This window comes from Rhodococcus sp. HNM0563 (genome assembly GCF_012726195.1).
GTDB lineage: Bacteria > Actinomycetota > Actinomycetes > Mycobacteriales > Mycobacteriaceae > Rhodococcus.
In genome coordinates this window covers 75,914-91,319 of the sequence record NZ_JAASAF010000014.1, presented here as the reverse complement: position 1 = coordinate 91,319, position 15,406 = coordinate 75,914, and the positions used below count along the sequence as shown (strand labels likewise).

General features: G+C 64.6%; 14 protein-coding genes. 8 read left to right on the top strand and 6 right to left on the bottom strand.

What is annotated here, in order from left to right; genetic code table 11:
* Positions 1–223: 223 nt before the first annotated feature.
* The 4 genes from HCA61_RS24855 to HCA61_RS24840 all read left to right on the top strand — a co-directional run bounded on the left by HCA61_RS24855 (position 224) and on the right by HCA61_RS24840 (position 4,863).
* A complete protein-coding gene (locus HCA61_RS24855) occupies positions 224–730 on the top strand; it encodes a hypothetical protein (RefSeq protein WP_169690857.1) in 507 nt (168 codons plus the stop codon).
* Positions 727–1,284, top strand: coding sequence for an LpqN/LpqT family lipoprotein (locus HCA61_RS24850; protein ID WP_169690856.1), 558 nt, complete (start codon positions 727–729; stop codon positions 1,282–1,284). Before HCA61_RS24855 ends, HCA61_RS24850 begins: the two co-directional genes overlap by 4 nt.
* Positions 1,285–2,205 carry a hypothetical protein gene (locus HCA61_RS24845; protein WP_169690855.1) on the top strand — a complete coding sequence of 307 codons (921 nt, stop codon included), beginning with the start codon at positions 1,285–1,287 and terminating at the stop codon, positions 2,203–2,205. It begins immediately after the preceding gene.
* 192 nt (positions 2,206–2,397) lie between these two features.
* The gene (locus tag HCA61_RS24840; RefSeq protein ID WP_169690854.1) at positions 2,398–4,863 is read left to right on the top strand and encodes an ATP-dependent Clp protease ATP-binding subunit; all 2,466 of its coding nucleotides are present in this window, start codon (positions 2,398–2,400) and stop codon (positions 4,861–4,863) included.
* Here HCA61_RS24840 and HCA61_RS24835 read toward each other — a convergent pair whose 3' ends face one another.
* From HCA61_RS24835 to HCA61_RS24825, 3 genes are read right to left on the bottom strand one after another with little or no spacing between them, the layout of a single operon-like run.
* On the bottom strand, positions 4,864–5,565 hold the full coding sequence (locus tag HCA61_RS24835; RefSeq protein ID WP_169690853.1) for a GTP pyrophosphokinase family protein: 702 nt from the start codon (positions 5,563–5,565) through the stop codon (positions 4,864–4,866). It abuts the gene before it with no gap.
* Complete coding sequence (locus HCA61_RS24830; RefSeq protein WP_169690852.1) at positions 5,540–6,880, bottom strand: MFS transporter; 1,341 nt, start codon at positions 6,878–6,880, stop codon at positions 5,540–5,542. The genes HCA61_RS24835 and HCA61_RS24830 overlap by 26 nt, the downstream gene beginning before the upstream one ends.
* A gap of 40 nt (positions 6,881–6,920) precedes the next feature.
* Positions 6,921–7,916, bottom strand: a complete 996-nt coding sequence (locus tag HCA61_RS24825) for an aldo/keto reductase (RefSeq protein WP_169690851.1) — start codon at positions 7,914–7,916, stop codon at positions 6,921–6,923.
* A gap of 134 nt (positions 7,917–8,050) precedes the next feature.
* Here HCA61_RS24825 and HCA61_RS24820 point away from each other — a divergent pair, with 134 nt between their 5' ends.
* Together HCA61_RS24820 and ilvD are read left to right on the top strand one after the other, a co-directional pair.
* Positions 8,051–8,623, top strand: a complete 573-nt coding sequence (locus HCA61_RS24820) for a TIGR03086 family metal-binding protein (RefSeq protein ID WP_169690850.1) — start codon at positions 8,051–8,053, stop codon at positions 8,621–8,623.
* Positions 8,620–10,338: a dihydroxy-acid dehydratase gene (ilvD, locus tag HCA61_RS24815; RefSeq protein ID WP_169690849.1), complete on the top strand. Its 1,719-nt coding sequence runs from the start codon at positions 8,620–8,622 to the stop codon at positions 10,336–10,338. The genes HCA61_RS24820 and ilvD overlap by 4 nt, the downstream gene beginning before the upstream one ends.
* Before the next feature lie 7 nt (positions 10,339–10,345).
* Here the strand turns inward: ilvD and HCA61_RS24810 are convergent, their stop codons facing one another.
* Complete coding sequence (locus HCA61_RS24810; protein ID WP_169690866.1) at positions 10,346–11,008, bottom strand: serine protease; 663 nt, start codon at positions 11,006–11,008, stop codon at positions 10,346–10,348.
* Positions 11,009–11,090: 82 nt separating this feature from the next.
* Positions 11,091–11,876: a DUF6319 family protein gene (locus HCA61_RS24805; protein WP_169690848.1), complete on the bottom strand. Its 786-nt coding sequence runs from the start codon at positions 11,874–11,876 to the stop codon at positions 11,091–11,093.
* Between the two features lie 140 nt (positions 11,877–12,016).
* Here HCA61_RS24805 and HCA61_RS24800 point away from each other — a divergent pair, with 140 nt between their 5' ends.
* Positions 12,017–13,069 (top strand): adenylate/guanylate cyclase domain-containing protein, encoded by a 1,053-nt coding sequence (locus HCA61_RS24800; protein ID WP_169690847.1) that lies wholly within the window; start codon positions 12,017–12,019, stop codon positions 13,067–13,069.
* Between the two features lie 14 nt (positions 13,070–13,083).
* Here the strand turns inward: HCA61_RS24800 and HCA61_RS24795 are convergent, their stop codons facing one another.
* A complete protein-coding gene (locus tag HCA61_RS24795) occupies positions 13,084–13,731 on the bottom strand; it encodes a TetR/AcrR family transcriptional regulator (RefSeq protein ID WP_169690846.1) in 648 nt (215 codons plus the stop codon).
* 135 nt (positions 13,732–13,866) lie between these two features.
* On the opposite strand from HCA61_RS24795, the gene HCA61_RS24790 reads away from it, so the two are divergent.
* Entirely contained in the window at positions 13,867–15,393 is a 1,527-nt protein-coding gene (locus HCA61_RS24790) for an MFS transporter (protein ID WP_247274058.1), read from the top strand.
* Positions 15,394–15,406: the final 13 nt, after the last annotated feature.

Below are 15,406 nucleotides of genomic sequence, written 5' to 3'. Positions count from 1 at the left end.
GTGGGGTTGATCCGTATCTCGCCCTGCAGGCGGGGTTGCTGTGAACCGCTGGACTCAACTCAGCCTGACACGCAGGGTATCCCGGGATCAGAACAGAGACCACGGAATGGGCATCCTTGTCCCGCACAAGCGAGATCTACTGTTGACTCTTCTACTGAGCAGCATCCCGATTGCCGCACTTCCCGCCCTGCTGCCGCACAATCAGGATCAGAGCGAACTCAGCTTGCTCGACGAGGTGTTCCTACGCATCGGTGGGCCAGTGGGTGCGACCGTTCTCGGAACACTCTCACTCGCCATTTTCATCCTCTCTCTGGTCATCCGAACGCCGACTTCCCTCGGGATCTACCCCAACGGGCTTCATCTCGTGGTGTGTCGCCACATACCCTTCTTCACAAGTACAACCGAGAAGGTCATCGAGTGGGACCACATCGAATCGATCACCCCAACCCTCTATTCCGGGCCGAACAGCAATTCCCCCACACGCCACCCTGTGATCAGAATCGACGGTGTGGTCGTTGATCCCCGAACCGGAGACAAAGTGAGCGGCCTCGAAGTTCCCGTCTATCGCCTGACCGGGGAACCGAATACCATCTACAGATTACTCCGCTTCTTCCACGAGAACCCCGACGAGCGAAGCATTCTGAGCGATTGTGGTTCGATTGAATTCCTGCGGCCACCCCCGCTACGCGAACGTCTCCTCGCCGCACGCACTCAGAGGGGAAAGGCGTGAACCCTCAGAACCCGACCCCAGAAACCCTCCGCACATACCTCGAAAGTCACGAAGTCGAGCTCATCGCCTGCACTCCCGAGGAACCGGGACACCCACACGTCACGATCCCAACTCCGGCCGGGTGGACCCCCGTACCCAACGAAGTGTTCCCCCACGCATACGCGGTCCTCGTCGCGCCCGAACACACAGAAAACGAGTGGACTCCCAACGCGGTGCTGCTCCACGGCCGCCTCTCACGCTGGCGTCCCACCGACGAACTCCTCCATGCCGCCGCATCCGAATGCCGGTCACTTCCGGAGTGGACCGAAATTCACTCCGACACCAGCGACTTCGACACCCACCGCTCGGTTGCCACACGAGGCATCTACCACGTCGGTGATGCCTGGTTCGACGCAACAACTCGATTCCTCGTCGTCGATGTCGAATACGACCGGTACCTCACCCAACTGACCGTTACCACACGGGCTGAGCCCGACGTGACACTCACCTCCGACGCATCGACGATTCACCGCGGATTGATGGTTGTAGATACGCACACCGAAATGGATCGATAGATGGACAACCAAGAAATGGTGCACGCGGAGGCCCTGGCGATACCCAACTGGCCTCAGAGATTCCGCCACTTCAGGCTTGCCGCGGGCTTGGCATCCGCGTGCGGCTTCGTCTTCATCGCCGTCCACTTTCCCGAAATACTCTCGGACGACGACATCGGAATCTGGTGGTTGGGCATCTTCACCGCCATTGCCTTTGCGTTTCTGACATACTCGCTCATCGAGGCCTCCGGATTCTTCTCGATAGGACTGAGCCGCCGGATTACACCGCACGCGGACATCGAACACGGCCCCTGCATCGAAATACCCACGGGGAGAAAGACACCCTTTCTGGCCACCCTGATTGCAGCCTTGGCGGCACCGGCCGGCGCTGTCATGATCTACGCCTGGGCAACACACGCAGACGCAGTATTGATCCCACGCGACGAAGTGGCCGAGCACGTTCCGTTCATCGCCTCGACCGCCGTCTCGACGCTGGTGATCGCACTGCTCCCGCTGCGGATCCGCAGCACCACGGTGCTGAGATTGCACGAGGACGGCATCAGACGTCGCGCGACGATCCGCAGACTCCGTGTTCGCACTTACGACACATTCGTAAAGTGGGACGACATCGAGGATGTTGTGCCCGACGTGTACACAGTCCACGCAAGGGGTGCAACCATCCACTACCCGATGATCCGACTGCGCGTGCCCGGTCCGGTACCCACCGCGAGACTCGTGCCGTTCGACGAGGAGGACGAGATTGCTCTCACTGCGTACGCGCTGGTGAGCGAACCCAACGCGCTCTTCGAATTGATCCGGCGCCTGCACATCCGGCCGGAAGATCGGCACCTCGTCGCCCGACCCGACTCCGTCGACCTTCTGCGGCCGGCGCCGCTGTTCGATCGGTTCCGAGCGGCGCGTGGAGTCGAGACGCGGTGGTGAATCGGGTCTCGCCCGGATCCGCCGACCCGCACACAAATCGTAGGTTCGGGGGCTACGATCGAACTCATTGGTCGACACGCATCTGTTGTCGGCGCGGTGAAGCACGTATCCGCAAATGATGTGTGCCGCAACGTAGGTGCGTGCCGGGCCTCCTGCGGAAACCGATGTTCAGGTCAACCCCGTGGAGTGACAATGACAGACAACTGGCTTTCTCGCGATCCGTTCGACGACATCTTCGACCGATTCTTCAGCTCCGGCGGACTCCGCCAACCGCAGGTACAACGGGTGGACCTGAGCCGGTTGCTCAACGACGATGCCAAGCAGCTCGTCGCCGAGGCCAGGAAGGCAGCCACGGCATGGGGTAGCGCGGAGCTGACCCCCGAACATCTCCTGTATGCCGCCACGCTCAACGACCCGACCCGCGGTGTGATCAGTGGTCTGGGGCTGGATCCCGATGCGGTCGCAGAACAGATGCGCTCCGTCGCCGGTGGCGAAGGCAACGAGGGCGAGCAGGTGACGCTGAGTCCTGCGACCAAGCGTGCACTGCGGGTTGCCCAGCAGCAGGCGGGACAGTCGGGTATCAGCTACATCGGTCCCGAGCACATCCTCTACGGAATTGCGGCGAACAGCGAGAACCCGGCTGCTCATGCGCTGGCCGGCGCCAAACTCGATACCGGTGGTCGGCGCGACACATCGCAGAGCACTACCCCCACACTCGACGAGTACGGCCGAGACCTGACCGCTGAGGCGCGTGCGGGCAACGTCGACCCTGTGGTCGGGCGCGCCGACGAGATCGCGCAGACCGTCGAGATCCTGTCCCGTCGTCGCAAGAACAATCCGGTCCTGATCGGTGATCCCGGCGTGGGCAAGACCGCGATCGTCGAGGGTTTGGCGCAACGAATCGTCAATGGGGACGTGCCGTCGACATTGGCCGATCGGCGCGTCGTCGCGCTCGACGTAGGTTCGCTGGTCGCGGGGAGCAAGTATCGCGGCGAATTCGAGGAGCGGTTGACGAAGATCCTCGACGAGGTTCGCGAACACTCCGACGAGCTGATTCTCTTCATCGACGAGTTGCACACGATCGTCGGCGCGGGCAGTGGTGGCGAAGGTTCGATGGATGCAGGCAATCTCCTCAAGCCGGCCCTCGCGCGCGGAGAGTTGCACGCGGTCGGCGCGACCACGATCGACGAGTACCGCCGCTACATCGAGAAGGACGCGGCGCTCGAACGGCGGTTCCAGCCGGTGATGGTGTCCGAGCCGTCGGTGGACGACACCATCGAGATTCTGCGCGGACTGATCGATGTCTACGAGGAACACCATCAGGTGCACTACACCGACGAGTCACTGGTGGCTGCAGCCGAACTGTCCGACCGCTACATCACCGACCGTTTCATGCCCGACAAAGCGATCGATCTGGTCGATCAAGCCGGGGCTCGAGTGCGTCTACGCACCAAAACGCCCGATGCGGACACCCGTTCGCAAGAGGAAGAACTGGCGCGCCTCGAGCGGGAGAAGGACACTGCAGTCGCTGCCGAGGACTACGCCAAAGCCGGCGAGTTGAAGGACGAGATCGCCGCCCTCGAAGAGCGCGTCGGATCGAGCGGCTCGGCGTCGACACCGCAGGTCGAAGTCGTCGACATTGCCGAAGTGATCTCGCGACAGACCGGCATCCCGGTCTCCGAACTGACGGCAGAAGAACGCCAACGGCTCCTGGACCTCGAGGACGTGCTCCACGCTCGCGTGGTCGGGCAGGAACAAGCAGTCTCAGCAGTGGCCGAAGCGGTGCGAAGGGCGCGCTCGGGCCTGTCCGACCCGAACAGGCCGATCGGCTCGTTCCTGTTCCTCGGCCCCACCGGGGTCGGCAAGACCGAACTCGCGAAGGCACTTGCCGCGGCCGTGTTCGGTGATGAGGACCGGATGATTCGCTTCGATATGAGCGAATTCCAGGAGAAGCACACCGTCTCCCGCCTGGTCGGGGCTCCCCCGGGCTACGTCGGGTACGAGGAGGCAGGGCAGCTCACGGACAAGGTTCGCCGCCAGCCGTACTCGGTGGTTCTGTTCGACGAGATCGAGAAGGCGCACACCGATGTGTTCAACGTGCTTCTCCAGCTCCTCGACGACGGCCACGTCACCGATGCTCAAGGCCGCACAGTGGATTTCAAGAACACCATTGTCATTCTCACCAGCAATATCGGGTCCGACCTCATCCTGGCCGACACCAGCGGCGACATCGAGACCCTGACCTCGAAGCTGATGGAGCGACTGCACTCCCATTTCCGGCCCGAGTTCCTCAACCGTATCGATGAGACGGTGGTGTTCCACCGGCTCGACAAGGCGCAGTTGCGCGAGATAGTCGACCTGATCCTCGACGGAACCCGGCGACGGTTGCGAGCCCAGGACGTCGAACTGGACATCACTGAGAGCGCGGTCGACTGGCTGGTGGACACCGGTTTCGCACCGGAGTTCGGTGCTCGTCCATTGCGGCGAACCATCCAGAAGCAACTCGACAACAGGCTGTCGAACCTGCTGCTTGCGGGAACGCTCGGCGCGGGAGACACGGTGCGAGTCGACACCGGTCCTGATGGTCTGGTTCTCGAGGCGGTCACCGGTGGAGACGAGCAGCAAGATCCCGAGGGCGACTCATCGGCGGCGGATTGATCAGCTGGCGGCGTCCCCATGCACCCGGTCGTGCAGCGCCTCCATCTTCACGTCGAGGTCACGGGCGGTTTCAGCAGCAACACGGAGTTCCTCACGCAGTGCATCCGGCACCGCGCGGTCGTGCTTGTAGTAGATCTTGTGCTCGAGACTTGCCCAGAAGTCCATCGCGACCGTGCGGATCTGAAGTTCGACGTAGACCGACTCCATGCGGTCGGACATGAACACGGGGATCTCGACGATCACGTGGACACTGCGATAGCCGTTCGGTTTGGGCCGGGCGATGTAGTCCTCGATCTCGACCACGCCGACGTCGCCCTGTCGCGTGATCATGTCCATGATGCGGTAGACGTCCGACGTGAAGCTGCACGTGATGCGAATGCCGGCGATGTCGCGGACGTGCTCACGCACGCCTTCGAGCGTCTGGGGAGCACCCTTGCGACGTGCCTTCGCAATGATCGACTCGGGCGACTTGAGTCGCGACTTCACGTGCTCGATCGGGTTGTAGTCGCGGGCGTAGGTGAACTCGTCGCGCAAGATGTTGATCTTGGTCATCATCTCGTCGATGCCGAACTTGTAGACCATGAGAAACCGAGTGAGTTCGTTCTTCAGATCCTGCAGCGATGCCAGAGGACGAGCGGAGTCATCCTCCGGCTCGTCGGGTAGGGGCACGCCCTGTTCAGGGCCGTCCACCGTCGTTGTCACTCGGTTCCTCCTCGATGTGTTCCGCCATCGAGTCTGCCAGCTGTTCGCGGCGAGTGACTTCCCGTCGCCGCAGCACCTCACGCAATGTGCGCGGATGCACACCCGCTTCACGTCTCGCTTTCTTGCGTGTGATCAGCACTCCAGCGAGTGCGATCACCCAGATCGGATACTGCGCGAGCCACGCGACCCGGAACGAATCGAAGCCGTAGCCGCCGAACGCGTCGAGCAGTACACCCATCGTCTGGACGACCAGCAGCGTCGCGAGGAAGCCCCCGATGTTGACGATGCCCTGCGCGGTCCCGAGCGCAGTCGACGGGTTGAACGTGCGTGCGTAGTCGAATCCGACCATCGACCCCGGGCCGCCGACAGAGATAACGATGATGAGCAGCACCAGCAGCCAGATCGGCGCGGGCCCTGGCAAGGCGAGCACGATCGTCCACGCGGTCGCGCACGCGATGATGATCGACAGCACGAGCCAGGATCGGTGGTTCGGGAAGCGGCCGGTGAGAATGCCGAGAATCGGGCCGGCCGCGATCGCGGTGGCGACCGAGACCGTGAGCATCGAGCCGGCTGCCGCGGCCGACAGGCCCTGCGCGGATTCGAGGTACGGCACACCCCACATCAGGGCGAACGTAGTCACCGAGAACTGGGTGCCCATGTGGGTGAAGAACCCCAGGCGTGTCCCCGGTCGACGCCACACGCCGCCGATCTGACCGAGCACGTTGCGCAGTCCCGCGGCCGGGACCTCCGGGTGTTCCCCGGTCGGAGCGTTCCGTACGACCGCGACCACGAGGACGCAGGCGAGGACCCCCAACGCCGCGGCGCTGGCGTAGGCAGCGGTCCATCCCTGTCCGGACAGGATGAGCACGAACGGAACAGCCGACAGCACCTGTCCGAGTTGCCCGAGGATGCCCGTCAACTGCGACACCACCGGAACCCGGCGCGGAGCGAACCACACCGGGACCAGCCTCAGCACCGAGATGAACGTGAGAGCGTCACCGACTCCGACGAACACACGACCGGCGTACGCGATGGGCAACGAGTCGGTGACAGCGAGCACGAACTGGGCCACCGCCATGATGGCGGCACCCAACGCGATGATCTTGCGCGACCCGAATCGGTCCAGCAGAACTCCGGCGGGAATCTGCATGCCCGCGTAGACGATGAGCTGCAACACCACGAACCCGGACAACACGGACGGGGAGATGTCGAAGCGCTCGGTCGCGGCCAGGCCCGAAACACCGAATGTCGTGCGGTGCAGGACCGCGACCAGGTAGGCGAAGACCCCGACACCCCAGACCAGCCATGACCTCATGGGATATACACGATACGCCAGAGTTCGTTAGGTCGGTTAACTACTCTCGTCCGAGCGACACCCACGTCGGGTCGGAAGCCCGCTCGCCGACCACCTCACCGGCAAGTGCGTCGAGGCGCCCGAGCTGCTCGTCCGACAGCACCACGTCCACAGCGCCTGCGTTCTCTGTGACGCGCGCAGCAAAACGGGTACCGGGAATCGAGACCGACGGCAGACCGAAAACACGAGCCTTCGCGTCGAGCCACGCCAGCGCGACCTGCGCGACGGTGGCGCCTGCTTCATCGGCGACGGCGCGTACCTTCGCCCGCAATTCGAGATTCTTCGGAAGCGCCTCTGCGTCGAAACGCGGGAACCGATGACGAAGGTCGCCGTCTCCGAGCTGCCCCGGCGCGAACGCGTCGGTCAGCAAACCTCGACTGACCGGGGAGAACGGAACAAAACCGATACCGAGCTCAGCAGCAGTCGGCACCACATTGCGTTCCACATCGCGCGAGACGATGCTCCACTCCGACTGGATCGCGGCGATCGGATGCACAGCGTGCGCACGTCGCAGCTCGTCACCGGTCGCTTCGGACAGGCCGAGGTGGCGCACCTTCCCGGCTTTCACGAGCTCGGCCATCGCGCCCACCGTTTCCTCGATCGGGACCTCGGGGTCGACGCGGTGCAGGTAGTACAGATCCACTACATCCACACCGAGCCGCTGGAGCGATTCGTCGATTGCCTCATGCACATAGTCGGGACGCCCGTTGATCCCCCGATTTCCGGTTGCCGGGTTTCCGACGAGTCCGAACTTCGTGGCCAATTGCACCTCGGTGCGACGCGTACCCAGCAACTTCCCGACTACCTGCTCGCTCAGTCCGCTGCCGTAGATATCAGCGGTGTCGATGAAGGTGACTCCGATGTCGACCGCGTGATGAAGCGTCGCGAGCGCGTCCGCAGGATCGACCTCCCCGTAGACAGGAGCGACGGACATCGCTCCGTAGCCCTGCGCACTGACGGTGAGCCCGGGGGCGAGTTCGACGGCGGGAACGGTCATCGGCGGATTCTCCTCAGGTCGGCGGCACTCGTGCCTTCGCGCACGGCACGCCGATCGATCCTTCCGCACATCGCCGCGCATCGCAGGATTCCGAATCACCATGATCGCAACTGTGCCGCGCCTACGCTGGTCCCATGGCGATCGACTGGCTCGACCTTCAGCTCACTGCCCGACGAGAATTCGACACGCGCCTCGCCCACATCACAGACTGGACGGCGCCCACGCCCGACACGGAGTGGAATGTCGCCGACCTCGTGCGACACATGGTCGACGAACAGCGTTGGGTCGCGCCCATCCTGGAAGGGCACACCGTCGCAGACGCGGAAGCCAAGCTCGAACCGATCCGCGACGACCTCGCCGCAGAATGGCACCGCTACGCGGAAGAGGCCACCGCAGCGTGGGCTGCCACCCCGCTCGACAAGCCCGTACACCTCTCGTACGGCACCGTGTCGTGTCTCGACTATCTCAAACAACAGGTCAGCGACATCGCTGTACACACCTGGGATCTGGCACGTGCGGTCGGTGACGGCGACCGCCTGAACCCCGGATTGGTGGACGCTGTGTGGACCGACCTGCAATCTCAGCGCGACGTACTCGCATCGAGCGGATTGTTCGGGCCACCCGTGCAGATTCCCGACGACGCCCCCGTACAGGACCGGCTGATCGCCCTCACCGGTCGCGACCCCCGAACCGGAGGAGCGTCATGAACGACCGGCCCGCCGACATAGACATCGACATAGACATCAAGCCCCGCAGCCGCGACGTCACCGACGGCATGGAGAAGACCGCGTCACGCGGAATGCTGCGTGCCGTCGGGATGGGCGACGACGACTGGGCCAAACCCCAGATCGGGGTCGCGTCGTCGTGGAACGAGATCACACCGTGCAACCTGTCGCTGGACCGTCTCGCACAATCCGTGAAGGACGGTGTGCACGCGGCAGGTGGATACCCGCTCGAGTTCGGCACCATCTCCGTCTCGGACGGTATTTCGATGGGCCACGAGGGTATGCACTTCTCCCTCGTCTCCCGCGAGGTCATCGCCGACAGCGTGGAGACGGTCATGCAGGCCGAGCGACTCGACGGTTCGGTGCTGCTCGCCGGGTGCGACAAGTCGCTGCCCGGAATGCTCATGGCCGCTGCGCGGCTCGACCTCGCGTCGGTGTTCCTGTATGCGGGATCGATTCTGCCCGGCATCGCGAAACTGTCCGACGGCACAGAACGCGATGTGACGATCATCGACGCGTTCGAAGCGGTCGGTGCGTGCGCGCGCGGACTGATGTCCGAAGAGGATCTCGGTGCAATCGAGCGCGCGATCTGCCCCGGCGAGGGCGCGTGCGGCGGCATGTACACGGCCAACACCATGGCCAGCGCCGCGGAAGCGCTCGGTATGTCGCTGCCCGGTAGCGCGTCGCCACCGGCCACCGACCGTCGTCGCGACGGATTCGCACGCCGCAGCGGACAGGCCGTCGTCGAGATGCTGCGCCGCGGCATCACCGCATCCGACATCCTCAGCAAGGAAGCGTTCGAGAACGCGATCGCGGTGGTGATGGCTTTCGGCGGATCCACCAATGCGGTGCTGCATCTGCTGGCGATCGCTCACGAAGCCGACGTCGATCTCACACTCGACGATTTCGTGCGGGTCGGCGCGCGTGTCCCCCACCTCGCCGACGTCAAACCCTTCGGTCGGCACGTCATGAAGGACGTCGACCACATCGGTGGCGTTCCGGTCATCATGAAAGCTCTACTCGACGCCGGTCTTCTGCACGGCGACTGCCTCACGGTCACCGGCGCGACCGTCGCGGAGAATCTTGCGGGGATCGCCCCGCCCGATCCCGATGGGAAGGTGCTGCGTGCGCTGAGCGATCCCATCCATCCCACCGGTGGCATCACGATCCTGCGCGGATCCCTCGCGCCGGGAGGCGCAGTGGTGAAGTCCGCGGGTTTCGACGAGTCCGTTTTCGAAGGCACCGCGAGGGTCTTCGAACGCGAGCGAGCGGCGATGGACGCCCTCGAGGACGGCACCATCACCGCAGGCGACGTGGTCGTCATTCGATACGAAGGTCCCAAGGGTGGCCCGGGGATGCGCGAGATGCTCGCGATCACCGGCGCCATCAAGGGCGCCGGTCTCGGCAAGGATGTCCTGCTGCTCACCGACGGCCGATTCTCGGGCGGCACCACGGGCCTTTGCGTCGGACATGTCGCGCCGGAGGCCGTCGACGGCGGCCCCATCGCGTTCGTGCGCGACGGCGACCGGATCAAGCTGGATGTGGCGAACGGCCTGCTCGATGTCCTCGTCGAGGACGCTGAAATGGCGGAGCGGCGGCAGGACTGGAAGCCACTGCCGCCGCGCTACACCAAGGGGGTGCTGGCGAAGTACACGAAACTCGTCGGGTCCGCGTCACAGGGCGCTGTGTGCGGATGACCTCCGGTCAGATCGGCCGGAACCCTGCTCCAACGCTGCCGCGCGCATCGATGTCGGCCATGATCACATCGATGTTCGTGCCGACCTCGGGACCGACGCACGGTGCCAGCAGGTAGGCGTTGACCATCGCGACCAGGGTGGTACCGACGACAAGCGGCGCACCCGAATCGCCCTCGATGACACAGACCTGGGTCCATGTTTCCTGCGCACCGAAGATGTCGCCCCACACAATGCCGCACGTGTTGCCGGTGGTGCGGCCTTCCTTGCAGGCGATGTTCGGGAATCCGGCGGGGGTTCCGAGTCCGGTGATGGTCACGTTGCCGATGCGGTTGACCGGGGTGACCCTGTCGCCGTAGAACTCGATGACCGCGTAATCGAGGGTCTCGTTGGTCGAGACGATGTGGCCCAGTGTTCCGGCGCCCATGTTGTGCTCGGACTTGACCGTCATGCCTGGGTCGCCGCAGTGCGCGGCTGTGAGTCCGACGAGCCGACCGGCAGCGTCGTGCCCGATCGTGGTGAGCGTGCAGTCGTACATGCTCTCGTCGCCGTGGCCGAGCGTGATGCCCGATCCGCCGCCGAGGACCGCGGAAGGGGCTGCCGTGGCAACCGCCGCACCGCTGCCGACCAGGGCAATCGCGGTTGCGAATACCACAGCAAGTTTTCTGAACATCATGCCCCTCCAACGCGGTCTGCCCCGACCGCTTCCGCGGTCAGCGTACTAGAGCGCCGTCACAGTACTAGAGGATTACGGACTATGCGGGGTTGGAACCGAGGCTTTCGAGCGCTTTCCGCGCCTCTTCGAGTTCGCGGCTCAACTGCGCGACGCGTTCCTCCACGGTTCGGCGTGCCTCGTCGATCACCGAGTGCACGGCCTCGATCGCAGTCTCGTCGCCGAGTTCCTTGACGGCGCGTTCGACGGCGTCGGGCGCGACCACGGCGGGCTTCCCGATCTTCCGCGTGCCCTGCGCGACAGCGACCGTCCAGTCGTTCTCGGGGTCGATCGTGACGGTGATGCTGAGTGCGGCGGGCTTCTTGGCGCTGCGTTTGGCGGGGGCCTTGGGCTTCGCGGGCTCTGCGGCCGCCGCGGACGGCGGATTCGCGGAAGGGGAGCTCACTGTGGTCTTCTCCTTGACTGCGGGCCGGGGAGTGGGCCGTGCGGGTTCTGTTTTCGCAACCGGAGTGGTTGCTGCGGGAGTTTGCGTCGTCGAGGACTTCGGGGCGGGGGCTCTCGTCGCAGCGGCCGGTTTCGCAGCGGCCGGTTTCGCAGCGGCCGGTTTCGACGGCGTCTTCGTCGCTACGTCCCGGGTGAAACGCAGTTCGTCGGTTTCGAAGGGAAGCTCGTCGTTGACCCCCTTGGGACGGATCGTGACCGTGGTCCCGTCGATCGAGATGACACGTGCCGACGTACCCGGTTCGATCCCCAGGCTGGAAATCCCCTCGACGAGATATACCGTGGCGCGGCGCCCCTCCGCGAGGGCGGCGCTCAATTCCGTGAGTTGCTCCTCGGTCAGATGGTCCGCACGTCTACGGGGCGGCATGCCACGTCCTTTCTCAGCTCTACGGTGCGATCGACGGCGCCCACTGTCGCACACGTGTACGACACTCTGTCCGTCCGGACACACCCTGGCCGTCTGTCACCGGGGAGCCCGGCGTGTGCTCCCCGCCACGACAAGGAAGGATGACGTATGTGAACTCGCCGGAGCAACGACCGCAACCCGGCCCCGACATGCTCGCCGCCATTCAGCGAGAACTCGAACGCAGCCTGCTCGGGGGCGAACGCCGCTACACGGTCGACGAGGTCGCCACGATGGCGGGCATGTCTCCGGCGCGGGTTCGGCGACTCTGGCAGGCATTGGGATTCACCGTCGACCCCGAGCCCGACGCAGAGATGTTCACCGACGGCGACGTCGGTGCACTCCGCGATATCGCAGCTATCGTCGGTAGCGGCGTGATCGACGAGAATCTCGAGCTCTCGGCGGCCCGATCTCTCGGCCAATCGATCTCACGACTCGCCGAGTGGGAACTGACCCTGTTCAACACTCACCTCTTCGACAATCTCGTCGAAGAGCATTCCGACGTGTCTGCGCAGGAGATGCCCGATCTCATCGATGCTCTCGTACAGCAGTTGTCGATGCGGGCCGAGACCTTGCAGAGCCACATCTGGCGGCGTCACATCGTCAGCACTACGGAACGTTCCGTCTGGCGCGCCGAGGGAGATGCACCCCTGCGCGAGGTCGTGGTCGGGTTCGCCGACATGGTCGGCTACACCCAGCTCACCCGTCGAATCGACGCGGGCGAACTCAACGAATTGCTCGAGTACTTCGAATCCGAGGTCACCGCGGCCATTGCCGGTCACCACGGGTGGATCATCAAGACCGTGGGCGACGAGGTGATGTTCGCGGCCGAGGATCCGGCCGACGGCGCACGTATTGCGCTCGAGCTGCAGGAGACCTTCGGCGCGAGCAAGGACACCCCGGAACTCCGGGTGGGCATGGCGTGGGGGCCGGTGCTGGCACGCTTCGGCGACCTGTTCGGCTCCGTCGTCAACAATGCCGCCCGTCTCACCGGCGCGGCACGGCCCGGCTCGATCCTGTTGGACGAGAAGCTCGCCGCCGAACTCGATCCGGACGAATTCCGGATCCAGCCGCTGCGCAGGCTCAGGGTCAAAGACTTCCGCCGATCGCGGCCGTTCGTCCTGCGAGCACCGGATCGACGGCGCTGGACGCGCTGACCAGCGCTCCCGCGTTACTTCCGTGTTGCTGCACGACGAGCAGCAAGGAAGTCGTCGACGATCTGTTCGCATGCCGTGCGATCGATGGGCGGCAGAGTGACGAGGTGGTTGAAAACAATCGGCCCGACCAGCTGGATGAGTGCGAGGTCGTAGTCGAACTCGCCGAGTTCCTCGCGTGTGGATTCCGCCCCGAGTACGCGGTCGAACGACGAACGGTAGCGTTCGACGAGTTGCTCGCGCAGCGACTGTAGTTCGGGGCGTTCCTGTGCTTCCGGGTCGGCCGGCCGGCTGGCGTGGACGAGCTCCGGCCCCATTCCGAGCCAGCACATCGCGGCAAGGGGAATCGGCACGTCCTCGACGATCCGCGCCTGGCCGATGAGTAGTTCGACGAGTTGTTCGCGCAGGCCGACGTTCTCCGGCACGGGCGGCGCAGGCGGGATCAACCGCGCGAAGGCCGCGGCAACGAGTTCTGTGCCGTTTGCGAAATGCCGGTACAGCGTGGCCCGGCCCACCCCGGCGCGAGTGGTCACCGCATCGATCGTGACGGCGTCGGCGCCGCCCGTAGCGAGCAGCTCGGTGGCCGCGTCGAGCAGCCGTGCCCGAGACCGCACCTTGCGGGGATCGGGTTCTCTGGATGTACCGACATCTTCGCGCGCGTTCACACCCACAGTTTCTCTCGTCTCGGTCAGGGCCTAGTTATGGAACTATCGGTTCCGCTACGATACCGGCAGTCTCGTTTATCGTTCGCCCAAATCATTGCAGTCAAGGCAAACCACCGTCACGTTCGGAAGGCAACCGTGCCCGAAGCATCAGCACCTCCGAGGTCCGAGATCCCCACCGCCCGCATGACCCGGTCCCAACTGTGGCTGCTCGTCGTCGCGTGCGCTTCGGTGTCCGCGGTGATCGCAGCGATGGCGGCGCTCAACACTGCGTTGCCCGATATCGCGGTAGACACCGGGGCGACGCAGAGTGAGCTGACCTGGATCGTCGACGGCTACACACTCGCGCTCGCCGCGCTGCTACTTCCGTGCGGCGCACTCGGCGACCGGTTCGGCCGGCGCGGAATCCTCGTCGTCGGCCTGGTCGTCTTCGGGCTCGGATCAGCGCTGCCCCTGCTCACCGATGGGCCTACGTGGGTGATCGTGTCCCGCGGTATCGCCGGCGTCGGGGCAGCTCTTGTCATGCCGGCCACACTGTCGCTGATCACGACGGGCTTCCCGCCGGATCGCCGCGCACGAGCGATCGGCATCTGGGCCGGGGTGGCAGCTTCTGGTGCAGTCGTCGGCATGATCGTCTCCGGGGTCATCCTCGAATACGCCTCCTGGAAGCTGATCTTCGGCGGATTCGCGATCGCGTCCGTCGCACTGGTCGCGATCGCACTGACGATTCCATCGTCGCGGGCAGAGAATCCGGGGCGCTTCGATTTCGGTGGCAGCATTCTGGCGATCGCGGCCATCGGACTGTTCGTCCTCGGGGTGATGGAAGGACCTCACCGAGGCTGGCTCGACCCGCTCACCCTGAGCGCCGTGACGATAGGCCTCGTGGCCGCCGCCGGCTTCGTGTTCGCCGAATTGCGTGCCGCCGAACCGCTGCTCGACATGCGCTTGTTCACGAACCGCGCATTCGGCGTCGGCGCCGCTTGCCTGAACCTGCAGTTCCTCGCGGGGTTCGGCATGTTCTTCCTGATCGTGCAGTATTTCCAGCTCATCCTCGGCTACTCACCTCTGATGGCTTCGGTCGCCCTGGCACCCATCTTCGCGGTCGTGATGGTCCTGTCCTTCACGGTGCCCGCCCTACTTCGCTGGATCAGCCTGCGCGTGCTGATCAGTCTCGGATTGGGTCTGATCGGGGTGTCGCTGATCCTCATCGGCTTCCTCGACGCAGAGTCGTCGTATCTCGATGCCGCGTTGACGATGCTGATCACCGGCATCGGGTTCGGACTCTGCACGGCACCCGCAACGCACGCAATCGTCACGAACACCCCGGAGGACCAGCAGGGTGTCGCATCGGCCGTGAACGACGCGACGCGCGAGATCGGCGCGGCGATCGGTGTCGCTGCAGCGGGCAGTGTTCTTGCAGCCGCGTACGGCAACCGGATCGCACCGACCGCCGAGATGATCCCGGAACCGGCGCGTGGGGCGGTGGAAGATTCGCTTGCCGCTGCCCTTCAGGTTGCAGAGCAGGCCGGTACCCAGGGCGAACAACTCGCCGCACTCGCCAGGGACGCCTTCCTCGAAGGCATGCAGCACGCCTCGTTCGCGCTGGCAGCAATTCTGCTGGTCGGTGCAGTCGGCGCGGCCTTCTGGGCACCTTCGCGCACCTGAACTTCGCTCCTCT